Consider the following 24,303-nt stretch of genomic DNA (forward strand, 5'->3'; position numbering starts at 1 on the left):
CTAACATATTCACCAAATATGAGTGGCTTTATACTAAAGTAGCGCTTGTATTTGTAAATTTTCAATGGTCTGACAAGCTTAAATGTCATTGCAATTTAGCCTTTAACAATGATAATGGCAGATCATTACTTAAGATTCAGTAAAGCTTGGAAATATGACTACAAATACCGATCCAAATTATCTTTATATTCCTTATTCTGGCCCAGGCCTAATTGAAACCCCACTATTGAATAAAGGAAGTGCTTTTAGCCAAAAAGAACGTGAACACTTTAATCTTGCTGGTTTACTTCCTCCTCGTTACGAAACAATAGAAGAGCAAGTTGAGCGTTGTTACCAACAATACTCAAGTTTTAACGACAACTTAAATAAGCACATTTATTTACGCGCCATTCAAGATAATAACGAAACGCTTTATTACCGTTTAGTGCGCGATCATATCGAAGAAATGATGCCTATTATCTACACCCCAACAGTGGGTGATGCCTGTGAAAAGTTTTCTGATATTTATCGCAGTGCCCGTGGTTTATTTATTTCCTATGAAGATCGCTTTCACATTGACGATATTTTACGTAATGCCACAAAAGGCAAAGTAAAAGTGATTGTTGTTACCGACGGTGAGCGTATTTTAGGCCTTGGAGACCAAGGTATTGGTGGCATGGGGATTCCAATTGGTAAACTTTCTTTGTATACCGCGTGTGGCGGTATTAGCCCAGCTTATACGTTACCGGTTATGCTCGATGTGGGAACCAATAACGAAAAATTATTAAACGACCCAATGTACATGGGTGCTCGCCATAAACGTATTGCACAAGACGAATACGATGAGTTTTTAGACTTATTCATTAAAGCAGTTAAACGTCGCTGGCCAAATGTGTTACTGCAGTTTGAAGATTTTGCTCAGCCTAATGCAATGCCATTATTAAAGCGTTACCGTAATGAAATTTGTAGCTTTAATGATGACATTCAAGGTACTGCGTCGGTCACTGTGGGGTCTTTATTAGCAGCATGTCGTGTTAAAGGTGCTAAATTATCAACTCAAAAAGTTGTTTTTGTAGGCGCAGGCTCTGCAGGCTGTGGTATTGCTGAACAAATTGTTAGCACTATGGTTGCTGAGGGCATCAGTGAAGCACAGGCACGCAGCCAAGTATTTATGGTTGACCGTTTTGGCTTATTAACAGATGGTATGCAAGGCTTACGCGACTTCCAACAAATGTTAGCGCAACCAACGAGCTGCCTAGCAGATTGGACTTACAGCGGCGAATACGCGTCATTATTAGATGTAATGCACTGTGCTGAACCAGATATTTTAATTGGTGTATCTGGCCAACCTGGTTTATTTACCGAGCAAGTCATTCGCGCTATGCATGCTAAATGTGAATCGCCAATTATTTTCCCGTTAAGTAACCCATCTAAACAAGTAGAAGCCTACCCAGAAGATGTAATTAAATGGACCGATGGCAAAGCAATTGTTGCAACTGGCAGCCCATTCGACCCAGTTGTTTATAACGGCGTGACTTACCCAATTCCTCAATGTAACAACAGCTATATTTTCCCAGGTATTGGTTTAGGTGTTATTGCCGCCAAAGCAACGAGTATTACCGATGCGATGCTAATTATGTCGAGCGAAATGTTGGCTGAGTCGTCACCTTTAGCTAATACAGGTAAAGGCAGCTTACTACCGCCACTGACTGAAATTGAAACGCTTAGTAAACGTATTGCGTTTGCAGTGGCTAAAAAGGCAATTGAAGAGGGCGTAGCCCTTGAAATTTCAGACGATGCGCTGTGGGCAGCCATCGACAAAAACTACTGGTTACCAAAATATCGTAACTACAAACGTTGCAGCATTTAATTACAGTAGAGATTAAAAAAAACAGGCTTTTGCCTGTTTTTTTATGCTTGTTCATCTTTAATTAACCGCATAAGGTGTTAACTGAGGCAATCAAATTTAAAAGGATAGACTTATGAAAACGCTTTCGATTTTAACCGCCGCATTACTCAGTACATCAGCTTATGCGAGCAACGCCCCAGAAGAGCCGCATATTTATGTTAAAGGTGAAGCTTCACTAACGACGATGCCGGATCATGTTTTATTAACGGTGGGCATTACTGAAATAGATAAAGACTTAATTGCAGCAAAAAAACAAACCGATACCACTATGGCCAGTGCAATAAGTTTAGTAAAAAAACTAGGGGTAGATGATGCGGATATTAATGCCGGTCAAATTTCTATATACCGTGATAACCAATATAATCGTGAAACAGGTAAACAAGAGTTTACAGGCTTTAAGGTATCAAGAACGCTCACCATTAAACTTTCTGCAATTAATAAATACCCTGAATTATTACAGAGCTTAGTTAATAATGGCATTAATGAAATTAGACAAACGCAATTTTTAGCTAGCAACTACGATGAGCTGCATAAAAAAGCACAAAAAATGGCAATTAAACAAGCCATAGTCGCGGCAAAAGAGCTAAGTGACGACTTTGATGTAGAGTTAAAAGGCTTATATAGCGCGTCGTTAACCCCGCTTGATATGCCATCTACACCGTACATGCGCAGTGAAAAAGTAATGATGGCAGACAGTGCACCTGGTAATTATGTCCCTGATGCCTATCATGCGGGTGAAATTACAATTAGCGCGTCAAGCTATGCAATTTATTATATAGATTAGGGTTTGATGATCTTTCAATGCCAAATAGGCGCTGCCGAGGGCGATAACTCTTAGTCCCTCGGCAGAATAAATAGCTCTACAGAGCTTACTCGCTAATAGGTCGGTGCTGCTCAAAACGTGCCACCAACTGCTTACCTTGTAACTCACTAATTCGCACTATTGCTTGTAGCATATTTCTAATTTCTCGTCGGTCATACTCATTACAAATGTGCTGATTAATATCATCAACAATGGCACCTAAATAATTAAACACACTGTTTCGAGCTTCAACATCCTCGTTGGCAATAAACAAAATATTTTTAAATGCTTCAATAACATTGGTCATTACATAGGCATCTGCTTTGGCATAATTGCGCAAAGGAGTGAAGTTATCGTGCAGTAATTCATCAAAACTGGTTTCATGAAAATAGAGTAAAGGGGCTTCTTCTGGTTGATAACACGCGTAGTTAATCGCATTAATCTTTAGGCGAGCAATCAATAAAATACTCAGCATATCAATAGCTTTAACCGCTGTGCCCGGATCGTTAATCCCTGGGCTCATTGCTTTTACAGCAATTTCAGAAATTTGGGTTAATCCATAACGGTAATGATCGCTAATGTATTCTTCTATATAAAAAATAAAGCAGTCTAAAATTTTCTCTATTAACTCTTCGTTTTCACAAATGTCTTTATTACACTTGAAGAACGGGTAGCCTTTAACGGTAAAGTAACCTTGCTTAACGGTAATAAAAAGTTCTATTTTTTCTTCAGCCAAAATAGCACACAGCTTATTTGTGTGAACCCCTTTGTAGTAACCCTCAGTAGTACTTTTTATTGAATGCCAATTTGAAAATTCAGGAAAGTTATCAACGGGGTTATCGCCTTGTTTGTTGATGATGTCTTGGATCTCTTGTTTGGTTTGTCTAAATAAACCATTTAATACGTTATCAACCTGAATTGCTTTTGAAATAGAGTGAATAAAAAAAACGAACAAGCCCAAAGAAATCAAACCAAAAATTAACGCAAAGAGTACCCCTAATGAGGGTATTGCCGTATTTCCGTTATCTAACTTATTAATATTAATGAGCATTATAATAGAATAAATAATACTGCCTAAATAAAACCCTAATACCATTTGATGCGATTTACGGGTAATAAGCCCAGGAACGACTCTGGGTGACAAGCTAGCGCTGGCTGAATTTAAAACCACCATCACCATAGAAAAACTAAATACGGTTAACGAAATAATACTGCCAGCTAAGGTGCTTAATATGGTTCGTGCGTTTTCTGCACTGTCTACTAATACAAATGAGATTAATGATTTAAATTGCTTAATAGGGGCTAAATATTCAACAGACATAGTGAGTACAGCAAAAATTAAAAACGCAACAGACAGGAGTGAGGGATAAAAGCCAATACTGTTTATTATTTCACGATAGTGATTGGTGATTTTTGTTCTTAAATACATATTATCCTTACTTATTACTATTCCAATGTATAAATTACTCTAGCATAGTTCATGATAAAACTTCTGATTTACCGCTTAACTTATGTGTTATTATTGCTGAAAAATTAAATGGACTATACTGTGATCATATCTAGCTATGCGGCCTTATTGGCCCTTTATTATATTTATTTGAGTGTTAATGTTATAAAAATACGTAAAGCCGAAGGGATTTCGTTAGGTAATGGCAGTAATACCGCGCTTGAACGTGCAACCCGAGCGCATGGTAATTTTATTGAGTACGTGCCCATTAGCTTAATTTTAGTTTTTTTATTGGAGTATCAAGGGTTAGCTAGTCATTATGTGCATGCACTAGGTGGTTTATTATTTATCAGCCGTGTTGTTCATGGTTCTGCCATTATTAACAATAATTTAAAGGCACGTGGATTGAGCATGATGATCACCTTTGCTATTGTGATAATAAGCGCGGTGTTATTACTTTTGAGTAGATAAACGATTATGCAGTTAGCTATTGTTTTTACATGTGTTTATTTTTTCAGTTCGCTGACATCATTTGCATGGGCAATAGAAAATAATAGCAAAAACACCGTTTCTAGTTTGCATGTTGTATACCCCAAAACAATGCGCAGTGGTGAAGATGAAATATTATATCCGTTAGTACTATTAAGAACAGCTCTGCAATTCAGCGGAGAAAATTTTACATTACAACCCTCAACTATTTCGATGCCACAGAGCCGCGCGTTAAAGCAAATTCTTCATAATGATGAAATAAACGTAGCTTGGACCATGACCTCTAAACAGCGTGAGCAACAATTACTACCCGTTAGAGTGCCTATATTTAAGGGGTTATATGGGTGGCGTGTTTTGGTAACTACACAGGATAAAGTGAATACCTTATTAAACATCAATACCCTTAGCGACTTTAAAAGCATACACTTTATTCAAGGGCATGATTGGCCTGACACACAAATACTGCAGGACAACGGTTTAACTGTATCGACATCAATCGAATATAGTTCGTTATTTAATATGTTGATAAAAGGCCGAGGTGATGTATTTCCTCGTTCTGTGTTAGAGGTTGAAACTGAGCTCAATACCTTTAAAGATGAAGCCGGTGCTAACCTCACAATAGTGCCACACTTATTGTTGCAATACCCAAGTGCAATCTACTTCTTTTTTAGTAAAGAAAAACCCGAAATAGCGCAAGCGGTTGAGAAAGGCTTAGCTATTATGCGTAAAAACGGTGAGTTTGATCGTTTGTTTAAGGCTTATCATCGCAGTGCGATTGAGCATGCAGATATAAAAAATAAAATTATCATTAAATTAAAAAACAATCAGTTACCCGCATTAACACCCCTTAATGATGCATCACTTTGGTTTTCAGAAAAAGACATTTAAAACGCCATGACACAAAAAATATTTATTATTGGTTTACCACGCACTGGGACGACTAGCGTATGTAATGCATTTTTAGATTTTGGTATACCTACTGCCCATACTGCTTACACTAACGCTTGTTTTGAAAATGCGGTGGCTATCGCAGACACACCTGTATTTAACGATTATCAAACATTAGATAAATATTACCCAGGTTCTAAATTTGTATATTTAAAGCGAGAACTTAGCGCGTGGCTGCCTTCAATCAAACAGCTTTTAGTGCGTATGCATACTAATTTAACGCGTGCTGATGGGGGCTTTAATATTCATTTAAAGCGCTGTTACTTAAATACGTTTAGTGATTTTTCACTCGAAAACATTAATCAGGGTGAATATTTAACTAATTGTTATAACACTCACTTTAATAGTGCTAATGCTTACTTTGCTGACCGGCCTAATGATTTTTTAGCCATTGATATAGCAAATCCCGAGAGTTTTAATAAGCTATGTGAGTTTTTAAATATTACCAGCAGCTTAGCTGGCTTTGAAAAAATGAACATGGGCGGTAAAGTCACTGCATGGAATGATATAAAGCACCCATTAAAAATTGAGTCAACGTCGAAAGGGCGGATTGATAAGTTTTTGCCTTATGAAAGTTAAATTTAAATCGCGATCAAAGATTTTTATTTTTAAATACGCTAAAATCCACGCATTATTTTATAAGTTGTATCCCTATGTTTGAATTAAAATACCACACGCCATTTGAATGGACCGAAGTTGTTTTAGCTGACTTCGAAACCTTTTTACAAGACCACGCTGCTGCTGAGAAAAAAGCATCTGGCATGGCTATGTCAATGCTTTCACATTATCCGGATAAGCGTAAATTAGTTAAAGCCATGACTGACTTAGCTCTTGAAGAGTTAATTCATTTTAAACAAGTGCTTAAACTATTAATTGAACGCGATACTAATTTGGGTGATGATAAAAAAGATCCATACATTAAACAAATTCGTGCACACTTTAGGCATGGTCGTGACGGTTTTTTAATGGACAGACTATTAGTAGGTGGGGTAATTGAGGCGAGGGGACATGAACGTTTTTCTTTAGTTGCCGAGGCACTACCTGAAGGAAAAGAAAAAGATTTTTATGTCGCAATTGCTAAATCAGAAGAAAAACATAAAAATTTATTTGTGGAACTCGCCTACGAATACTTTGATAAGCAAGAAGTTGACGAACGCTTAGACGAGCTACTAACAATAGAAGCCGAAATTTGTAAAAACATTCCTTTTACAGCGGCTCTTCATTAAAAATTACGGTATGTTGTTTTAAAAGCAAAAGTAACATACCAACTTTTCAATTTATAACTGCTCCCTTCATACTAATTAAACAATCAAATAAACCCTAAGTAGATCAACTTTACTGCGCTTACTTTACACAGCCTACTCATAAACAGCTATTATGAATTATTAAAGTTTAGCTTGTCGAAGGATGTGAACCGATGCAACCAATTAAACACATTGCCGTTTTAACCTCAGGGGGCGATGCGCCTGGGATGAACACCGCATTATTTGCCATAGTAAAAACCGCTCAACAACATGGAATAAAAGTGTCGGGCGTTCGAAAAGGGTTTGAGGGTTTAATTGATAATGATTTAGTGACACTTGATTGCAAAAGCCTACAACAAACCATGCACTTAGGTGGTACTGTGTTAAAAACAGCGCGTAGTGAAAGATTTAGAGGTGACGCCGGTAGAAATCTAGCACTAGCTACAATTGAACATAATAATATTGACGCTTTAATTGTGATAGGTGGAGATGGCTCATTTAGAGGGTGTTTATGGTTATCACAAATTACTAACATACCGTATATAGGCATTCCAGGCACTATTGATAATGATATTGCGGGTACAGATTACACCTTAGGGTTTGATACAGCAGTAAACACATCAATGCAATGTATTGATAATATTAGAGATACTGCAGAATCACATAATAGGGTGTTTGTTATTGAAGTAATGGGACGTGATTCTGGTTATATTGGCACTTATGCCGGTTTAACCTCTGGCGCCGATTCGATATTAATACCTGAAAGTGATGAAGACATAACTTATTTAGTGAATAAAATTAGTGATTATCACAGTGAGCATGCTTTTATTGTGGTGGTATCTGAAGGTGATGAAATTGGCGTTGAGCATATATGTGAGAAAATAAGTACCGTTAATCCCAGTATAGATTTGCGCGTAACTAAGCTAGGGCACTTACAACGCGGCGGTAATCCATCTGCAGCGGATCGTATGTTAGCAATAAGATTAGGCGTACACAGTGTTAAGGCTTTATGTGCTGGAGAAAGCGCTAAAATGGTGGGTATTTTAAATAACAAAGTATCAAATACTCCTATGCAAGATGTTGTAAAACAACATGTTATAAATGAAGAGCTGCAAGGGCTGTTATCTGTATTTTGCCGCTAACAATGAATTAAAGAGGAATAATGACCAATGCGAGATAATAAAAACTCTAAAATGACGATTATTAAAGGTATTACAATAAGTTTTTTATTTGCCGGTTCAACAGTCGTATTGGCCAAAGATGATTGTGCAGATTTAACGGGGTGTGCGAAAAAAGCCTGTGAAGTTAACCACCAGTTATTAACTGCAAAACGCCAAGGTAATTCACACCAAGCTGCAGGTCTTAATAAAGCACTCAATAATATAAACGAATACTGCACCCAGGATGGATTAAAAGCAGAGTTACAACAAAAAATAGATGATACCAATAGCGAAATTGAAGAATATAAAACCGATCTTAAAAAAGCTAAGCGCCAAGGTAAGCATGACAAAGTTGAAAAGTATCAGCAAAAGCTAAACGACGAAACTAAACAGCTTAAGCAATTAATTGATGAGCTAAATAGTTTGATTAATTAAAATGTCATTACAGCGTTTTTATATTTAATAAAGTAGAGCATATTACTAAATATAAATAATATGCGATAAAAGGGCTAAAATACCATGTTTATAAGTGACGTAATTGCCGATAGTTAGTTTGCTTAAGTACATATATATGCTATTTAACATAATATAAATTATAGGCAGTAATATACCTATGCATAAGCAGCGCTCTATTTTAAAAGCTTCAAGCTTACTAAGTCCAATACTAGACGGTATCGGACATTAAGTGGCTTTAAACAACTATTATAGTTATTCATAGTTATCACCTTGAGGTTCCTTAATGCTTAGCTTAATATTAAAGCACAAGCCGTAAAAAACATTGAAGTATTCATATGGAATTTGTACGCCCACTCGAACCAATTTTAATTATTGATGATGTTAAACAGATCCGCGCTGATTTAAGCCAAGTATTAGCCGGTTTAGGTTTTGATGACATTATTGAGTGCGATAATTTTAATTGTGCTAAACCTCTGCTTATTGAAAAATCACCCAACGTTATATTCTTAGATGTTGATTTACCTGATTCTGAAAGCATTGAAATTTTAGAGTCGATTAACAACGAACACCCTCATGCACATGTTGTTATGTGTTCAGGCCACAATAGCTTTGAAACAGTGCAAAATACCTGGGAGCTAGGCGCAAAAGAATTTATAGCCAAGCCCTTTAACGCGCAAAAAGTTGATGCGGTAATGAAACGTTTAGAACTCATAGATTAAAGGAAATTATGCAGCACATTGTTACGACAATAATTGATGACCTATCTACCGTTATATTTGGTAAACAACAACAAATAAAATTAGCGTTAGCCTGTTTATTTAGTGAAGGCCATTTACTAATTGAAGACTTACCCGGCATGGGAAAAACCACTTTGTCGCATGCATTAGCTGCAGTACTGGGGTTATCTTATCAGCGTATACAATTTACCAGCGATTTATTGCCCGCTGATATTATTGGCACCAATATATTTAATAATAATGAACATAGTTTTTCATTTCATAAAGGCCCGATTTTCAGCCAAGTGGTGCTCGCTGATGAAATAAATCGCGCAGGTCCTAAAACACAAAGTGCTTTATTGGAGGCGATGGAAGAACATCAGGTAACACTAGATGGAGACAAGTACCCGCTCCCTACTCCATTTTTTGTAATAGCGACTCAAAATCCATTATATCAGGCAGGTACATACCCGTTACCAGAATCACAACTAGATCGTTTTTTAATGCGAATTAGTTTAGGATTTCCACCTAAAGATGCAGAAAAACGGTTACTGTTAAATAATCAAAAACGTGATTATTCGCAGTTACCGCAGCGAATTGAACAACATCAACTTAAGCAAATTCAAGATGCAATATCAAATATCACGCTAAGTTCGCCAGTGGTTGATTATATAATTGAGTTAGTGACTTATACTCGTGAGTCTCAAACATTAACGACTTCGCTTTCCCCAAGAGCCAGTATGGCGTTGGCTAAATCGGCCAAAGCGTGGGCCTATATTGAAGGCCGTGACTACGTATTACCCGAAGATGTACAGGCTGTATTTTCAAGTGTGTGTCAGCATCGATTAGGTTTACATAGTGATGCGGGCTATACACAAATAGCGGCCATTTTAAAACATGTTTTAGTGCCCGTTTAGGTAAATACGTATTTATAAATTTAAGCGCCCTACTTTTATTCACGATATAAAAAGCGCGATTTTAACGGCCTTATTAAAAAATAAGCACAAAAAAAATAGCATCACCTTAAAACATAATACTATTTATGTTTTACCATCCACGCTTGGCGTTTACTTTAGCGTTGTTGCATCATTAAATTTTGTAATGGGGATTAATTATCAAAATAATTTAATTCTGTTTATGGCTTATTTAATGTTTGTGATTATAATTTTTGCATTGTTATTGGGCTACAGTAATGCCAGAGGTTTAACTGTCAGCTTTAAATACGCCATTGACAGTTTTGCGCCTCAGACACCACAGCTAGTTTGGCAAATAGAAGCCGATGATCCTTGCCAATCAATTACATTGAGTTACCCCAAGGATTTAAAAAATGCGTGTTACATTACGCGCGTTAAAAATGAAGTAATAAAATGCCAATTATCATTACCTTACACCAAGCGAGGCTGTTACAAGTTAAAGCCAATAAAAATTGCCAGTAATTACCCCTTTGGTTTAGTCAGTGTGTGGAGTTATATACAACCGAATAAAGCAGTGTATGTTTATCCGTCAATAATTAAAACAACAAATCAAAAACACCAAAACTTAGTTGCAAATAATACCGATGAAGGCACTGAAAAACATAAAGGTGATGATGAATTTGAAAGTTTAATTACTCATTTGCCAGAAATGGGGTTACAGCGAATATCATGGAAGCACTATGCAAAAACACAGCAATTACTTGTAAAACAATTTAGTGATTTTAAATCAGCGGATGCACAATTCGATTTTAACTTAGTCACGGGCGATACCGAACAGCGTTTAGGGCAACTCTGTTTTTTAGTTTGCCAAGCATTTGAAAGTGATATTAATTATTCTCTAAAACTTCCTAATAAATTAATCACCACCAATTCAGGCAAGCTGCATCATCAGCGCTGTTTACAAGCGTTAAGCCAAGTCGGTAATGATAATGAATGAGATTAAAAACCATCGCGTTATTAACTTTGCTCTATCGTTTATTTATTTAGGGCTAGTCAGTTTTTTTACAGAGCACTTACCCCTGCCCTTTATTGCAATGCTTAGCGTGTTATGTGGCTGGAATGTTTATTTAACAGTTAAACAAAAGCAGAAACCCAACGCGTGGTTTGCTAATGGATTGGCCGCCATTGCATTAATTATTATGCTAAGCAGCATAGGCTTTAAAGATACCGTCGTATTGTTTGTAGCCATGCTGTTATTGTCGTGTGTTTTTAAATTATTGCAGGCAAAATCAAAACAGCATTACCAATTGATCATTACCCTTACGTTCTTTTCACTCTCAGCGGTGTATCTGTTTAGCCAAACCATTTTTACTACCTTAGTTATAAGCACCTTCTATATTTTAAACTTTGCGGTGCTAGGGTTATTAGAGTCTAGTCATAGCTTAAAACTCTCTTCAAAACAAAGTGCTAAAATTATGCTACTGGCTTTTCCTTTAGCCGTAATACTTTTATTATTTTTACCTAAACTTCCGGCATTTTGGCAACTACCTGGTCCAAAAATGGCACAAACAGGATTATCTGAGCAAGTCGATCCGTTTGATATAGCTAAGTTATCAAATTCTGATGAACTGGTATTTAGAGCAAAATTTAATGGTACACCACCCCCTACGCCCTATTATTGGCGCGCTATTGTACATGATGAATTTGATGGTGCAGCGTGGAAAACATCCTCCTTTTTAAAGCAAGCGTTGATATTACCCGCTAAAAAAAGCACGAGTGAAAATGAGGCTCAGTATACGGTTATAGCTGAGCCTGCTATTTCAGATTGGCTATATGGGCTTGGTTTTTCAAGCAGTGAAAGCCCCAATGTTATTGCCAATACTTTAGGTTTATTACGAAAACAACAATATAAATCCAAGGTTTTACAATATGCAGTTAATAGTGAACCGTTATCTAGTACATCGCTTAATAAGTCCCAACAGCGGTTTTATAGCCAATTAACTGTTAGTAATAATCAAAAATCTCAGCAGTTAGCGCAACAATTAAAAAATAATAGCGCCAATGCCGATGAATTTTTTAATCGACTTTTAAGCTATTTTTCAAAAAATGAATTTAGCTATACACTTACACCCACCCCCATGCGCGGCGAAAATACGCTCGATCAGTTTATGTTTGATAATAAACGCGGTTTTTGCGGGCATTATGCCAGTGCCGCCGCCTTTATTTTTAGAAGTGCAGGTATTCCTGCGCGTGTTGTCAGTGGCTATTTAGGAGGCGAGCTAAATAAAAACAGTGATTATATGACTATTCGTCAATACGATGCGCATGCCTGGGTTGAAGTATATACCGGTGCCGGTTGGAAAGTATTTGATGCCACAGCGGTTGTCGCACCCGAACGGTTAAACGGCTCCTTGTCACAAAGTACCACCCTTAATGACGAATTTAAAAATAATATTAGCTTTGGACTCGTTAGTTTAAGTAACTATGCCGCCATTAATTGGCTTAGACTTGAATTAGAAAACTTAGATTATCAATGGTCTAGTTGGGTGCTTGGGTTTGATAAAGACAAGCAACAAGATTTATTTGCTACCTTATTTGGTAATAAGTTTATTTGGCTGGTGCCATTTGGGGTTATTATTATTTTAATTTTGAGTTTTACGGCTTACTTTATTTATTTAAACAGACCTAAAGCCTCAACAAAGCAACCGCCACTGGTAAGTGAATTTTATGAAATTATTCGTTGGGCTAATAAACACGCGATTAGCTATCCTGAAAATGCCACGCCAACCCAAACTTTAGAACACATTAGCAATCAAGCGCCCCATGCAGAGCAACAAATAACCGCTTTTTGTGAGTTATTTAAGCAAGTGCGCTATGCAAGGCATCCATTTACTAAAGAACGTAAAAATCAGGCTAAAGATCTGATAAAATTAATTAAATCTACAAAACAGAGAAATCTATGAACGCAGTTATTATCGGCGTTATTTTAATGCTTGGACTCACTTTAGTCCGTGTAAATGTGATTGTTGCAATGACGATAAGTGCACTGGTTGCCGGATTAACCGCTGGCATGGGATTGAAAGAAAGCATCGATGCATTTAATTCAGGATTATCGTCAGGTGCCGAGATTGCTTTAAGTTATGCTATGTTGGGCGCATTTGCCGTGGCAATTTCTAAGTCAGGCCTAACACGTATTTTAGCCGCGAAGTTATTGGCAAAAGTTAACGCACAAACTGGCTCAAGCGAAAGCCTGCTCAGCTATTTTATCCTGTTTATTATTTTGATTTGTGCTATTTCATCACAAAATTTAGTCCCTGTTCATATTGCGTTTATTCCTATTCTAATTCCGCCGTTATTAGTGGTGTTTAACAAATTGCGATTAGACAGACGCGCTATTGCTTGTATTTTAACCTTTGGTTTAGCCACCTCGTATATGGTACTCCCTTATGGGTTTGGTGGAATTTATTTATACTCTATATTACATAAAAACCTAGTGGATAATGGCCTTGAAATAGTCAATACCAGCGTACCTTTGGCAATGATTATTCCTGCTATTGGCATGTTCGTGGGGTTGTTAATTGCGCTGTTTATTACTTATAGAAAACGCCGAGAATATACAAATACCGCCCTTACCGTTGAGAGTAAACAAACAGAAATTGATAACCCCAAAAAAGTAATGATGGTTGGTTTATTTGCTGTTGTTGCGTCGTTAATTGCTCAAAATGCCAGTGGCTCTATGATATTAGGCGGCCTAGTTGGCGTGGTTATATTTAGTGTATTTGGTGTGGTTAAGTGGGAAGAAAACGGCGACGTATTTAGTAAAGGCGTGGCAATGATGGCAATGATTGGCTTTATTATGATCTCAGCACAAGGTTTTGCCGCGGTCATGAAAGAAACCGGACACGTAGCCAGCTTAGTTCACAGTAGCGCCGCCATTTTTGATGGTAATAAGCCGATGGCTGCGGCTGTAATTTTATTAGTCGGCTTATTTATAACGATGGGAATTGGCAGCTCGTTTTCAACGGTGCCTATTATTGCCACCTTATTTGTTCCTTTATGTTTAGAGCTAAACTTTTCCGTTATGGCAACCGCTGCACTTGTTGGTACTGCTGGCGCATTAGGTGATGCCGGCTCCCCTGCATCTGATTCTACATTAGGGCCAACTTCCGGCCTTAATGCTGATGGTCAGCACGATCATATTTGGGATTCAGTGGTACCAACCTTCATTCACTTTAATTTACCGCTATTGGTATTCGGCTGGATAGCCGCTATGGTACTTTAATTTTTAAAAGGTGTGCTTTGTGCACGCCTTTTTATTTTGAAATTTACACCCTCCTTTTTTACTCATTATCTCAAACAAACATTAATGCTAAGTTTGCAGCATTAAGAAATATAGTATGATGTGTTCTTAATGAGTTTTAATATAAGCACCAAACTAGGTGCTTATATTAATTTACTATATCGCGTTATAACTCAAAGCCATGTAGCATTTTATCGCATACTACCGGTGTTGGTCTGTGGTTATCATCCACGGCAACAAAGGTAAAACTACCCGTAATAGCAGAATGCTTATTATCTTTGTGCATAGTTTCTAGGAATATTTCAACATCTACCTTTAGGCTGGTATTCCCTACATGCGACACTTTTGAGATTAATTCAGCAAATGAACCTGCCGGAATAGCCTCTTTAAAATCTACCCTATCAGATGAAATAGTCACTAATGGCTTACGGCAAAAACGGGTAGCTGCTATAAAAGCAACCTCATCCATCCACGCTAATGCATCACCACCAAATAGCGTATTGTGGTGATTAGTACGCCCAGGAAATACCGCTTTTGTAACCGATGTGGTCGAATCTTTTATACGCTGCGCAATAATTGCTTCGCGCTCTACTTGAGTCATAATCTCTACTTTTTGTTTGCTAATGTGTCTTGCATCAATAATGCAGGGTCAAGGCGTTCATCTTGCCAATTAAATCGCCAATCTAAATGTGGGCCAGTTACTCGCCCTGTCGCCCCTATTTCAGCCACTTTCATACCTTGTGTAATTTTATCCCCCACTTTTACATCTAGCTTGCTTAAATGAATATAAGTCGAGGTAACACCGTGACCATGATCTAAAATTAATGTGCCACCTGAGTAATATAAATCTGGTTCAGCAAATACCACGGTACCGCTGATCGGCGCATACACAGGAGAGCCTGTTTTATTTGCTATGTCTAAACCAAAGTGTGGTCTGCGTGGTTCACCATTAAAGTAACGCTGGCTTCCATAAACACCTGAAATACGGCCCTCGGCAGGCCTAAGCACAGGCTGTAAAAAGTACTCTAGGTCAGAGTTAACAGCGCGCGCTTTTCTTACCGCGACCGCTTCACGGCTAATACGTTCACTGACCGCTTTTGGTGGCGATACATATTTTTTTGCAACACCGGTTATTTTATCGATGTTGTAGTCACGAAGGGTTATAACTAAATCTTGGCTGTGGTTTTTTCCACTTTTATCAACCCATGATAAAGTGTGGTTTGGTTTTGCATCACGACCAAAACCAAATACAAATAAGCCAGTATCAGATAGCTTTAATGGCTTACCATTTAAACTAACCGATTTTACGTTATTTAATTGCCCTGTAACCAAGCCGCCTTGAGTTAAATGCCCTTTTAGTTCAACTGCCAAAGCACTAAAACTAAATGATGCAATTAACGCTGACACTAATAAGGATTTAAGCATAACTAATTGACCCTTTGCCAACGCCTTCATAAGCGGTAATTTTTACGTCTTTTTCTGGATGCTGCAGTTTTACTTGGCCGGCAATATACTCAGCAATACATTCTACTGTGGTATCTATTGGTAAAATGTCGCAACGCGATTCGCTAATAGCCATTTCAAAATAACCTTGCGCGGCTGTATATGCAAAACACACGTCATCTTCTTTGGCGATAATGTGTTTTAATTCAGAGGCGCTGATTTGATCTTCGCTGGTAGCTAAGTAAATATCTTGCCATTTATCAGCCCACTGTTTTTGTAAACGAGGCATAGAGATACCACCTAAGCTGATCCCTATTTGTGAACGATGGCCATGAATAATGCGCTGGCAATTACCATCATGCTTTTTAAGGCCATGGCTGTAGTGGTAGTAAAAACTTTGGTTGTGCTCAGGCTTTAATACCAGTTCAATTTTTTCAATATTATCAGGAAGCTGTGGCAGTATTGTGGCAACTAAATACTCTGTAACCGACTCAATGGTTATCTTATCGGTATCTATCAGGCAAAAAGCTTGATGAGGCGCACTCATTGCAAGGTGCTTATTCTCACCAAATGTACAATCTAATGTTTTATGATCAGCAAATTCATTAATGCTACCGTTTATGTTATTTGGAACAGCTAAACGGTGATCAATACACTCATCAATAATGCCTTTTATTTGCTTTTTAACTAAGCCAAAGTCTAAAACCATAGACTCTTCATTTAGTTTGCCATGTAAAGTCAAATCAACAATCCAACTTTCGCCAACTGCACCGCGTTTATTGCATAAGTAAGAAAAATCAATCACAGTGAGTGAGTTAACAAAAAGGGTCATAAATTTCCTTTAAACTGATTAAAAGTCAGCCCTAATTATAATGATTTCTGTTAGTAATTGCGCGGTTTAATCATACTAAAATCAGTTGCATTGACTGATTGGCTATATTTAAACCATTTTTTAACTGCTCCGAGTTGTTTAGCGTACAAGTGTACGCTAAAGTACGGGGCAATTTCTAAGCAAAGATAAAGTGTTATGGAACCTAAAAATAGCTATACAAAAGAAGATTTGATCCTTTGTGGTCAAGGTGAAATGTTTGGTGAAGGAAATTGTCGTTTACCAAGTGACAACATGTTAATGATGGATCGTATCATCTCTATCACCGATGATGGTGGTGAGCACGGTAAAGGCCAAATTATTGCTGAGCTAGATATTGACCCTAGCCTATGGTTTTTTGACTGCCACTTTAAAGGCGACCCTGTAATGCCGGGTTGTTTAGGCTTAGATGCAATGTGGCAACTGGTTGGGTTTTTCTTAGGCTGGTCTGGTGGCCCTGGTCTTGGCCGCGCATTAGGTGTAGGCGAAGTGAAATTTACTGGCCAAATTCTACCAACGGCAAAAAAAGTAACTTACCGTCTCGATATGAAACGCGTTATTAAACGTAAGTTGTTTATGGGCATGGCTGATGGCACTGTTGAAGTAGACGGCCGCGTTATATACGAAGCAAAAGATTTAAAAGTGGGCTTATTCCAAGACACTAGCGCGTTTTAATTTTAACGCACGCAACAAAAAAGCCTCTAACTAGAGGCTTTTTTGCTTAAATTCGTTGTGAGTTTATGTTTTATACATATTGCGATTTTCTATTGCCTCGCGCCAACCACCAAGCCACTCAGACTTAGGATCAACTTGTTGATAAGGGCAGTGCTCTTTTGAGCGACCAGCTAAACCAGCTTTAAAACCTTGAGAATGAGCTCTTTCTAAACGATCTCTTTTCTGTCTCTTCATCGGTAAAATCCTCACCTTTATATTTATATTTTTGTAGCATTAAATTCATCTACATTTAATAAATAGCCAACAAAAATGTTAAATTCAAACACAAAATACAATTAATTTGTTTGACTTTAACTAAGCTGCTGATGCAATGATAAATTAATTTAAAAATAATTTTATTGATCAACTTTAACCAATTTAACTTTATTAAAATGTTCCGGTACATCGGTTCAAAACACATAAGTGTCATATTTGTGACTAACAATATACCCTTAAGTTCCCAATTAATTTGTAATCAAAAAATGAACGTCAGAGCTGTTTTAAAAACATTCCAAATAAAAGGCTTGATTATTTAAAACCGATCGGTCTAATATGAAGCATGAACAAAACACCAGCAGTTGCAACTAGGCGTGGCCGCCCACCCAAAATAGCCAGAGACAGTGCCGATACAAAAGCGCTGCTCATTCGTGTGGGCTTAGAAACCTTAACTGAGTTTGGCTTTAGTGCTACCGGGCTCGATACCATATTAAAAAAAGCAAAAGTACCAAAAGGCTCTTTTTATCATTACTTTAAAAGTAAAGAAGCCTATGGCTTGGCTCTTGTTGATGCCTACGACGATTTTTTTATAAATAAACTTAAATTTTACCTAGAGCAATCTGAAGTCCCCGCACTTGAGCGCATTGTTAATTTCACACAAAGCGCAATTGCTGGAATGCAAAAGTATGATTACAAACGCGGGTGCTTGGTGGGTAACTTAAATCAAGAGCTTAATCATTTAAGTGACGACTTTAAAACCCGTTTAATGCAAAGCTACATCGCTTGGCAACAACAATTAAAACGATGTTTAGATTTAGCCCAGCAGCAACAAACTATTAATCCACACATTAATACCGAACAAATGAGTGAATATTTTTGGGTGGGTTGGGAAGGCGCAGTAATGCGAGCTAAACTAACCCAATCAAGTAAGCCACTTACTTTATACACAGAAATGTTTTTACGCGCATTACTCAGTTAATGCATTTTTTATTATTAATTTAAAGACGATCGGTCTAAAAGGAAATCTAATGAGCAATTCTATCAAAGCTATTGTTATAGATAAGCAAGACGACAACTACACTGCAGCCCTAAGCACCATAAACAGTGACGATCTGCCAAACGAAAATGTATTAATTGATGTGCTTTACAGTACCTTAAATTATAAAGATGGCTTAGCCATCACGGGTAAAGGCCCTGTTGTACGTAGCTTTCCTATGGTGCCGGGGATTGATTTAGTGGGTACAGTGACTAGCAGCGACAGTGCTGAATTTAAAAGTGGCGACCACGTTATTTTAAATGGTTTTGGTGTTGGCGAAAAACACTGGGGTGGCTTATCTCAAAAAGCGGCACTGAGCAGTGATTGGTTAATTCCCCTACCCGCTAACTTATCACCTAAACAAGCTATGCAAATTGGTACTGCCGGTTATACGGCAATGCTCAGTGTTATTGCACTAGAAAAGCATGGCGTTACTCCCGAGTCAGGTGAAATTTTAGTGACCGGTGCTAATGGTGGCGTAGGCAGTTTTGCTATTTATTTACTAAGCCAGCTAGGTTATCAAGTCACCGCTGCAACAGGTCGTATGGAGCAAGCAGACTATTTAAAATCATTAGGAGCAACTAATGTAATTGATAGAAATGAGTTTTCTAACCCTGGTAAACCTCTGCAAAAAGAACGCTTTGCTGCAGCTATTGATTCTGTGGGTAGCCATACACTTGCAAATATTTGTGCATCACTTAAATATGGGGGGGTTGTTACTGCTTGCGGGCTTGCTCAAGGTATGGACTTACCGGCCTCGGTTGCACCATTTATTTTACGTGGGGTTTCATTAATGGGTATTGATAGCGTTATGCGCCCTAAAGCGGATCGTGTTGAAGCATGGGATCGTTTAGCTTCATTAGTTAATGCCGATTACTTGGATAAAATTTCAACTGAAATAAATCTTGATCAAGTCATTGAAAGCGCCGAGCAACTAATGCAAGGCCAAATTCGTGGTCGTGTAGTGGTTAATTGTCAAAGTTAAGCATTTTTGCTACTAAACTCTCGTTATTAAATTTATAATGTTCGCTGATTTTTTAATAACGAGAGAACACCTATGAGCAACCAAGAACTTTTCAGTAATAACCCACTGCAAGGCGTTAAATTAGAGCAAGTGGTTGAAGAACTGGTTGAGCAATATGGGTGGGAACTCCTGCATGCCTACTTACAACTTAACTGCTTTAAAAATAACCCTGACATTAAATCTGCAGTTAAATTTTTGCGTAAAACCGAGTGGGCACAACAAAAAGTAGATAATTTCTATTTGTACCGCCTTAAAAACTTACCTCGCCCAGATGACGTACAATACGAACTGCCTCCACGCGACCGCATTATTCCTGAAGGCGATAAACCAGGTGAGCCTTGCGAGTTAAGCTTTTCTGATGCAAAACGTATTCAAGAAAAAAAAGCAGCAAAACAACGTGCGCGTACCCGTAAGCAACGTTCAAATTCAAGTAACCCGTGGGGTAACTAATACGTATTTTAGGCAAGAGTTAACAATAAACGTTAGCTCTTGCGTTACTGCAAACTGAAGTCATTAATAACCGCGGTATTTCCAAAAGTCGTCTTCAGTTTTAGTTTTTTCATTAATAAGATTAAATGTTTTATCCGCAATGACTTTCCCCGCTAAAGATAGGGTCATACGCCAGTCACCTATTTTATCCTCAATAGGCTCCCATACCGTATCGCCTAAATAAAACGACCAGTCGTTGTCTTTAACATATACAGTGCCCTCAAAAGGCAGCATCACTTCGCCATTGGTATCTATAATACCTGGGTGGTAAATACAAAAATGTAGTTTTTCACCTTTAGCTTTTTTAATATTAACTATCAGACCAAATTCTACATCAAGTTCTGCTTTGACTTGCGTAGTGAATTGAGTAATTTGCGGTAGCGATTTACTGTCTTTGTCCCAGTGACTATATATGCCGAAACTTTGTAATGTAATTTGTGGTTTAGATTTTGCCATTGAACTTTCTATTTTTGTACTTTCAATTTTTAAACCACCAGCTTAAGCGAGCGGTTTATTAATTAAGTAGTTGCTTTGGATTTTTAGGGTAATAATTGCTGGGTTGTTGTTCACATAAACCAAACTCACGAGTGTTTTTATACGGTAACTTCATAAAGCCAGCCACCCCCACGTCGGTAATATTTACCGCGTATTGCATAAGCTTATTTAGTAAACGTTTAAATTCTACTTCTTTGCTGGCATCAAGTAATCTGTAGTAATGATGAATTTTCATCCTATCTGGCAGCGCTTCAAAAATAATACAGCCGGTATGATGTATCTGGTTTAGCTCAAATACACATTTAATCACTTTTTTAGGCAGTTGCAGTTGCTCATCGGGGTCTTTACCATCTTCAAAATATGAATGCGGGCGGGTTACATCGCTGGCTTTTACATTAACCACTTCATAATCAAGCTCAGGTAACTGGTTAAATTTAAACGCGCCAGTCCCATCACGTTCTAACTGAATTGTTTTGCGGGCATCAAATAAACAACACTTAAATAAGCCTTTTTGGCTAATAGCCTGGGCTAACATTACTGTGTTGTTTACTGCATCGGTGAATGCGGTTGCGAGTGTTTCGTCATGCATAATGAGTGACGATTCAACATACAAAGATTCATCTTTCCAATGAAAGCTGAGCCCTCCTACTACAGGATATTTAGCTAGACGGCTAATAGAGGCTAAAAACGCTTTTTCAGTATCCCCAGTATCAAATAAAAACTCTTTATAATACCTATCAAGCTGAGCATCGTTTACATCTAAAAGTTGTTGTTTATGATCGGCTTGACGTAAAAATTGTTTTCTAGAGCTATAAACTACGGTTTCGGGTTCGGGGTCTTGGCTAAACCAAAACGGAATTGCCGCTTTAGTTTCAGTTTTTGGTAGTTGTGGTAAATATGCTTTTGCCATGGTTTCTATGTTACGCATAAAATAGTCACCCGCTTTGTCTCTGACTAATCGTTCTTTTGAAAGCATGCCATCAATTACATTCGCCAGCTCCTTAGGTAACATTAAACTACTGGCCGGTATAGCCTGAGCACCAAATCGGCAAGACTGCGCCGAGGCAAGTGCATATAGGGTTGATGCAACCCCCTGCTCATCAAAACGAGGGGATGACTTTTCACCCGACATTTGCGCATCACCTATAAAATACACATCGCCCATACGGGCATTGGTAGTACTTAAGTCACCCGACATTAAATCCATAAAATTACTGGCAATTGGGTTTCCTTGTTCATCTACTTGGGCATATACCGAACTCCCCCAGTCAACCAATGAAAGCTGCTTTTCATTTTCATCCCACACCAAGTTAGAGGGTTTAATATCACCATGTACAATAGGCTGCGGGCTTAAACCATTTTTATGACGACGTAAATCAAGCAACACATTTCTTAATTTAACCGCTAAGCTCATTATTTTGGCGGCCGGTAAGCGCCCTTGCTTTAGTGATACTTTTTCAAGGTCTTCACCAATAGCGCGCGCCATCATCAAGATGCCTTGTTTTTTTATTCGCTCAAAGCCATAAAATGTTGGTACTAAGGGATTTTTGATTTGCGAAAGCATATACGCTTCATCTTCAAGGCGATCACGTACACTTTGCGCGAGCGTAATTCTAGAAAACTTAAACACCCAAGGCAGGCCATGTTCATCATCCCCTGCAAATACAAACCCAAATGCCCCTGAGCCAATCATTTCTACCTTTTTATACCCAAGCAAAGTGAGCTGTTTAATACAAATATTAAGCCACTGACGATGTTTTTTTGCATCACGGTGTGACAGCAAATAAACCGATTGCTCTTCGTTGATATAAAAATTGCGAATTTCTTTAGCTTTCAATGCGGGTTCTCTAGGTTAGTTGTTAAAAGCGCAGTGTTACCTTTATATTTGATAGTAACGCGAGCATTGTGTTAATTAAACCTTTAAGCATCACAATATGTTTATCAAGCTGTTATGTCATGGTATTTAGTCATGATTTAGACGTATATCGCTGTTATTTGCTATTTCGCCGTATCCTACTTAACCACAGCATCGTAAATAGGGTAAAACACACCTTTATATTATTCTTAGGTTAAAAAAAATGAAACGTATTATAAAAGCCTCTTCAATCGCGCTTGCTCTGAGTATGTGCATGAATGCCCAAGCCGCAGACTTTAATTTTTCTTCAAAAGTGAACAGCGATGCAAATACGCTGGTTGTATTTTATAGCCAAGATGGAAATAACAGCCAATTTAAAGCGCTCGACAAGCAGTTCGATGGCCAATTGCAACGCGTTATTGATATAGAAAATTTTACCGGCGATTACGCTAAAGTGGCACAACTTGTTGCGCCAAGTAAAAGTAACTACAGCCGCGTTTTAGTCGTAGGTACTGGTAAAACTAGCGAGCTTGATAAAGCAAAAGCAGCTAAGTTAGGCGGTAATATTCACGCTCAACTAGTTAAAGCCAAAGTAGGCACTGCCAGCGTTGTATTTGAAGATGTAACCGGTGTAAGTGACAATGCATTACTTGCTGCTAACTTTGCCCATGGTGCAAACTTACGCGATCATCGTTTTGAAAACTATAAAAAAGAACCAAACACTGAAACAGTTAGCTACACATTTGATGTTGATAACACTAAGCAAACTCGCAAGCTTTACACCCAATTAGAAAGTATTCAAGCCGGTGTTTTTTTAGCCCGCGATTTAACCTCTGAAGTCGCTACCGAAATGACACCTGTTGACTTTGCTAATGCGGCAAAAGAATTAGCATCTTTGGGCGTAACCATCAAAGTATTGGAGCCTAAAGAAATAAAAGAACTGGGTATGGGTGCATTAGAAGCTGTTGGTCGAGGTAGCCAGCAAGGTGCCCGTTTAGTGGTTGCCCATTATAAAGGGTCTGACGATGCCCCTATTGCCCTTGTTGGTAAAGGCATTACGTTTGACTCAGGTGGTTACAGCATTAAAACCGGTGCATCTATTGCACGTATGAAGTCAGACATGGCCGGTGCTGCTGCAGTTCTTGGTACAGTTAAAGCAATGGCGTTAGCTAAAGCTGACAAAAACGTAGTAGCCGTTATGGGCATGGCTGCGAATATGGTATCGCAGTTCGCTGTAGCCCCAGGTGATGTTGTTCGCACCGCTGAGGGCTTAAGTGTTGAAATTTTAAATACCGACGCCGAAGGACGCTTAGTATTAAGTGATGCTATGTGGTATGCACGTGAGCACTACAAACCAGAAATTATGATTGATGTTGCAACACTCACCGGTTCAAAAATCCGTGCTGTAGGCAATGAATACGCGGCAGTGTTCTCAGATGACGATACGCTAGTATCTCAACTAACGGTAGCCGGTAAACAAGTAAACGAAAACCTATGGCGCCTACCTTTAGGGTATAAAGATATGTTGGAGTCTGACATAGCTGATTTAACAAATGTGGGTTCAGGTGGCCCAGGTGCAACCACTGCTGCCACTTTCTTAGAGCATTTTGCTGGCGATACCCGTTGGGTGCATATCGATATTGCAGGTAATGCCTTAGTGAAAAAAGGTAAAGATGAGCTTTCACCAGGGGGAACGGGGTTTGGTGTTCGCTTATTAAGCGAATGGTTATTAGCTAACTAATTGTTTATTAATACTAATAAATGCGCCAAAGTAGGTTTACTACTTTGGCGCATTTTGT

25 protein-coding genes are annotated in these 24,303 nt (G+C 38.2%); 18 read left to right on the forward strand and 7 right to left on the reverse strand.

Features of this window, described 5'->3' with window-relative positions; translation table 11 throughout:
- Positions 1-154 precede the first annotated feature (154 nt).
- Both ND6B_RS09890 and ND6B_RS09885 read left to right on the forward strand, forming a co-directional pair.
- Complete coding sequence (locus tag ND6B_RS09890; protein ID WP_033103446.1) at positions 155-1,849, forward strand: NAD-dependent malic enzyme; 1,695 nt, start codon at positions 155-157, stop codon at positions 1,847-1,849.
- A gap of 112 nt (positions 1,850-1,961) precedes the next feature.
- Positions 1,962-2,672 carry an SIMPL domain-containing protein gene (locus tag ND6B_RS09885; protein WP_033103447.1) on the forward strand — a complete coding sequence of 237 codons (711 nt, stop codon included), beginning with the start codon at positions 1,962-1,964 and terminating at the stop codon, positions 2,670-2,672.
- Positions 2,673-2,757: 85 nt separating this feature from the next.
- Here the strand turns inward: ND6B_RS09885 and ND6B_RS09880 are convergent, their stop codons facing one another.
- Positions 2,758-4,119 carry a DUF2254 domain-containing protein gene (locus tag ND6B_RS09880; RefSeq protein ID WP_033103448.1) on the reverse strand — a complete coding sequence of 454 codons (1,362 nt, stop codon included), beginning with the start codon at positions 4,117-4,119 and terminating at the stop codon, positions 2,758-2,760.
- A 120-nt stretch (positions 4,120-4,239) separates the two neighbouring features.
- On the opposite strand from ND6B_RS09880, the gene ND6B_RS09875 reads away from it, so the two are divergent.
- The 11 genes from ND6B_RS09875 to ND6B_RS09825 all read left to right on the forward strand — a co-directional run bounded on the left by ND6B_RS09875 (position 4,240) and on the right by ND6B_RS09825 (position 14,346).
- Positions 4,240-4,608, forward strand: a complete 369-nt coding sequence (locus tag ND6B_RS09875) for an MAPEG family protein (RefSeq protein ID WP_033103449.1) — start codon at positions 4,240-4,242, stop codon at positions 4,606-4,608.
- A gap of 6 nt (positions 4,609-4,614) precedes the next feature.
- Positions 4,615-5,514, forward strand: coding sequence for a substrate-binding periplasmic protein (locus tag ND6B_RS09870; RefSeq protein ID WP_033103450.1), 900 nt, complete (start codon positions 4,615-4,617; stop codon positions 5,512-5,514).
- Between the two features lie 6 nt (positions 5,515-5,520).
- The gene (locus tag ND6B_RS09865; RefSeq protein ID WP_033103451.1) at positions 5,521-6,153 is read left to right on the forward strand and encodes a sulfotransferase; all 633 of its coding nucleotides are present in this window, start codon (positions 5,521-5,523) and stop codon (positions 6,151-6,153) included.
- 74 nt (positions 6,154-6,227) lie between these two features.
- A complete protein-coding gene (locus ND6B_RS09860; RefSeq protein WP_013464932.1) occupies positions 6,228-6,800 on the forward strand; it encodes a tRNA-(ms[2]io[6]A)-hydroxylase in 573 nt (190 codons plus the stop codon).
- Between the two features lie 191 nt (positions 6,801-6,991).
- Positions 6,992-7,960, forward strand: a complete 969-nt coding sequence (locus ND6B_RS09855; protein ID WP_033103452.1) for an ATP-dependent 6-phosphofructokinase — start codon at positions 6,992-6,994, stop codon at positions 7,958-7,960.
- 27 nt (positions 7,961-7,987) lie between these two features.
- Positions 7,988-8,413, forward strand: a complete 426-nt coding sequence (locus tag ND6B_RS09850; RefSeq protein ID WP_024602506.1) for a DUF1090 domain-containing protein — start codon at positions 7,988-7,990, stop codon at positions 8,411-8,413.
- Between the two features lie 356 nt (positions 8,414-8,769).
- Entirely contained in the window at positions 8,770-9,153 is a 384-nt protein-coding gene (locus tag ND6B_RS09845) for a response regulator (protein WP_013464929.1), read from the forward strand.
- A gap of 8 nt (positions 9,154-9,161) precedes the next feature.
- Positions 9,162-10,067 (forward strand): AAA family ATPase, encoded by a 906-nt coding sequence (locus ND6B_RS09840; protein ID WP_033103453.1) that lies wholly within the window; start codon positions 9,162-9,164, stop codon positions 10,065-10,067.
- Positions 10,068-10,071: 4 nt separating this feature from the next.
- Positions 10,072-11,061, forward strand: coding sequence for a DUF58 domain-containing protein (locus ND6B_RS09835; RefSeq protein WP_033103454.1), 990 nt, complete (start codon positions 10,072-10,074; stop codon positions 11,059-11,061).
- The gene (locus ND6B_RS09830; protein ID WP_033103498.1) at positions 11,054-13,027 is read left to right on the forward strand and encodes a transglutaminase TgpA family protein; all 1,974 of its coding nucleotides are present in this window, start codon (positions 11,054-11,056) and stop codon (positions 13,025-13,027) included. The genes ND6B_RS09835 and ND6B_RS09830 overlap by 8 nt, the downstream gene beginning before the upstream one ends.
- A complete protein-coding gene (locus tag ND6B_RS09825; protein WP_028835250.1) occupies positions 13,024-14,346 on the forward strand; it encodes a Na+/H+ antiporter family protein in 1,323 nt (440 codons plus the stop codon). Before ND6B_RS09830 ends, ND6B_RS09825 begins: the two co-directional genes overlap by 4 nt.
- 184 nt (positions 14,347-14,530) lie before the next feature.
- Here the strand turns inward: ND6B_RS09825 and ND6B_RS09820 are convergent, their stop codons facing one another.
- The 3 genes from ND6B_RS09820 to ND6B_RS09810 are packed head-to-tail and all read right to left on the reverse strand — an operon-like array spanning position 14,531 to position 16,639.
- Positions 14,531-14,965, reverse strand: a complete 435-nt coding sequence (locus tag ND6B_RS09820) for an acyl-CoA thioesterase (protein ID WP_008114650.1) — start codon at positions 14,963-14,965, stop codon at positions 14,531-14,533.
- Positions 14,966-14,970: 5 nt separating this feature from the next.
- Complete coding sequence (locus tag ND6B_RS09815) at positions 14,971-15,789, reverse strand: M23 family metallopeptidase (RefSeq protein WP_033103455.1); 819 nt, start codon at positions 15,787-15,789, stop codon at positions 14,971-14,973.
- The gene (locus ND6B_RS09810; protein WP_028835252.1) at positions 15,782-16,639 is read right to left on the reverse strand and encodes a 6-carboxytetrahydropterin synthase; all 858 of its coding nucleotides are present in this window, start codon (positions 16,637-16,639) and stop codon (positions 15,782-15,784) included. The genes ND6B_RS09815 and ND6B_RS09810 overlap by 8 nt, the downstream gene beginning before the upstream one ends.
- A gap of 195 nt (positions 16,640-16,834) precedes the next feature.
- Between ND6B_RS09810 and fabA the strand changes: the two genes are divergently transcribed.
- Positions 16,835-17,350: a bifunctional 3-hydroxydecanoyl-ACP dehydratase/trans-2-decenoyl-ACP isomerase gene (gene fabA, locus ND6B_RS09805; RefSeq protein WP_008114654.1), complete on the forward strand. Its 516-nt coding sequence runs from the start codon at positions 16,835-16,837 to the stop codon at positions 17,348-17,350.
- A 63-nt stretch (positions 17,351-17,413) separates the two neighbouring features.
- Here the strand turns inward: fabA and rmf are convergent, their stop codons facing one another.
- Positions 17,414-17,584: a ribosome modulation factor gene (rmf, locus tag ND6B_RS09800; protein WP_008114656.1), complete on the reverse strand. Its 171-nt coding sequence runs from the start codon at positions 17,582-17,584 to the stop codon at positions 17,414-17,416.
- A 364-nt stretch (positions 17,585-17,948) separates the two neighbouring features.
- Between rmf and acuR the strand changes: the two genes are divergently transcribed.
- The 3 genes from acuR (at position 17,949) to ND6B_RS09785 (ending at position 20,115) form a co-directional block, all read left to right on the forward strand.
- Positions 17,949-18,584 carry an acrylate utilization transcriptional regulator AcuR gene (acuR, locus tag ND6B_RS09795; RefSeq protein WP_016900341.1) on the forward strand — a complete coding sequence of 212 codons (636 nt, stop codon included), beginning with the start codon at positions 17,949-17,951 and terminating at the stop codon, positions 18,582-18,584.
- Positions 18,585-18,633: 49 nt separating this feature from the next.
- Complete coding sequence (gene acuI, locus ND6B_RS09790; protein ID WP_033103456.1) at positions 18,634-19,626, forward strand: acrylyl-CoA reductase (NADPH); 993 nt, start codon at positions 18,634-18,636, stop codon at positions 19,624-19,626.
- Between the two features lie 72 nt (positions 19,627-19,698).
- Entirely contained in the window at positions 19,699-20,115 is a 417-nt protein-coding gene (locus ND6B_RS09785) for a VF530 family DNA-binding protein (RefSeq protein WP_008114664.1), read from the forward strand.
- 63 nt (positions 20,116-20,178) lie between these two features.
- On the opposite strand, the gene ND6B_RS09780 is transcribed toward ND6B_RS09785, so the two are convergent.
- Both ND6B_RS09780 and ND6B_RS09775 read right to left on the reverse strand, forming a co-directional pair.
- Positions 20,179-20,610, reverse strand: coding sequence for a DUF3859 domain-containing protein (locus tag ND6B_RS09780; protein WP_013464918.1), 432 nt, complete (start codon positions 20,608-20,610; stop codon positions 20,179-20,181).
- A 58-nt stretch (positions 20,611-20,668) separates the two neighbouring features.
- The gene (locus ND6B_RS09775; RefSeq protein WP_016900339.1) at positions 20,669-22,486 is read right to left on the reverse strand and encodes a protein kinase domain-containing protein; all 1,818 of its coding nucleotides are present in this window, start codon (positions 22,484-22,486) and stop codon (positions 20,669-20,671) included.
- A gap of 241 nt (positions 22,487-22,727) precedes the next feature.
- On the opposite strand from ND6B_RS09775, the gene ND6B_RS09770 reads away from it, so the two are divergent.
- Complete coding sequence (locus ND6B_RS09770; RefSeq protein ID WP_033103457.1) at positions 22,728-24,245, forward strand: leucyl aminopeptidase; 1,518 nt, start codon at positions 22,728-22,730, stop codon at positions 24,243-24,245.
- The last annotated feature ends 58 nt before the right edge of the window (positions 24,246-24,303 follow it).

The organism is Pseudoalteromonas sp. ND6B (assembly GCF_000764215.1).
In the GTDB taxonomy this organism is placed as follows: Bacteria; Pseudomonadota; Gammaproteobacteria; order Enterobacterales; family Alteromonadaceae; genus Pseudoalteromonas; species Pseudoalteromonas tetraodonis.

Excerpts from the sequence above, each read along its gene's own strand:
- ND6B_RS09890 (WP_033103446.1), top strand. The coding sequence starts at position 155 with ATGACTACAAATACCGATCCAAATTATCTTTATATTCCTTATTCTGGC.
- ND6B_RS09885 (WP_033103447.1), top strand. The coding sequence starts at position 1,962 with ATGAAAACGCTTTCGATTTTAACCGCCGCATTACTCAGTACATCAGCT.
- ND6B_RS09880 (WP_033103448.1), bottom strand. The coding sequence starts at position 4,119 with ATGTATTTAAGAACAAAAATCACCAATCACTATCGTGAAATAATAAAC.
- ND6B_RS09870 (WP_033103450.1), top strand. The coding sequence starts at position 4,615 with ATGCAGTTAGCTATTGTTTTTACATGTGTTTATTTTTTCAGTTCGCTG.
- ND6B_RS09865 (WP_033103451.1), top strand. The coding sequence starts at position 5,521 with ATGACACAAAAAATATTTATTATTGGTTTACCACGCACTGGGACGACT.
- ND6B_RS09860 (WP_013464932.1), top strand. The coding sequence starts at position 6,228 with ATGTTTGAATTAAAATACCACACGCCATTTGAATGGACCGAAGTTGTT.
- ND6B_RS09855 (WP_033103452.1), top strand. The coding sequence starts at position 6,992 with ATGCAACCAATTAAACACATTGCCGTTTTAACCTCAGGGGGCGATGCG.
- ND6B_RS09850 (WP_024602506.1), top strand. The coding sequence starts at position 7,988 with ATGCGAGATAATAAAAACTCTAAAATGACGATTATTAAAGGTATTACA.
- ND6B_RS09845 (WP_013464929.1), top strand. The coding sequence starts at position 8,770 with ATGGAATTTGTACGCCCACTCGAACCAATTTTAATTATTGATGATGTT.
- ND6B_RS09840 (WP_033103453.1), top strand. The coding sequence starts at position 9,162 with ATGCAGCACATTGTTACGACAATAATTGATGACCTATCTACCGTTATA.
- ND6B_RS09830 (WP_033103498.1), top strand. The coding sequence starts at position 11,054 with ATGAATGAGATTAAAAACCATCGCGTTATTAACTTTGCTCTATCGTTT.
- ND6B_RS09825 (WP_028835250.1), top strand. The coding sequence starts at position 13,024 with ATGAACGCAGTTATTATCGGCGTTATTTTAATGCTTGGACTCACTTTA.
- ND6B_RS09820 (WP_008114650.1), bottom strand. The coding sequence starts at position 14,965 with ATGACTCAAGTAGAGCGCGAAGCAATTATTGCGCAGCGTATAAAAGAT.
- ND6B_RS09815 (WP_033103455.1), bottom strand. The coding sequence starts at position 15,789 with ATGCTTAAATCCTTATTAGTGTCAGCGTTAATTGCATCATTTAGTTTT.
- ND6B_RS09810 (WP_028835252.1), bottom strand. The coding sequence starts at position 16,639 with ATGACCCTTTTTGTTAACTCACTCACTGTGATTGATTTTTCTTACTTA.
- fabA (WP_008114654.1), top strand. The coding sequence starts at position 16,835 with ATGGAACCTAAAAATAGCTATACAAAAGAAGATTTGATCCTTTGTGGT.
- rmf (WP_008114656.1), bottom strand. The coding sequence starts at position 17,584 with ATGAAGAGACAGAAAAGAGATCGTTTAGAAAGAGCTCATTCTCAAGGT.
- acuR (WP_016900341.1), top strand. The coding sequence starts at position 17,949 with ATGAACAAAACACCAGCAGTTGCAACTAGGCGTGGCCGCCCACCCAAA.
- acuI (WP_033103456.1), top strand. The coding sequence starts at position 18,634 with ATGAGCAATTCTATCAAAGCTATTGTTATAGATAAGCAAGACGACAAC.
- ND6B_RS09785 (WP_008114664.1), top strand. The coding sequence starts at position 19,699 with ATGAGCAACCAAGAACTTTTCAGTAATAACCCACTGCAAGGCGTTAAA.
- ND6B_RS09780 (WP_013464918.1), bottom strand. The coding sequence starts at position 20,610 with ATGGCAAAATCTAAACCACAAATTACATTACAAAGTTTCGGCATATAT.
- ND6B_RS09770 (WP_033103457.1), top strand. The coding sequence starts at position 22,728 with ATGAAACGTATTATAAAAGCCTCTTCAATCGCGCTTGCTCTGAGTATG.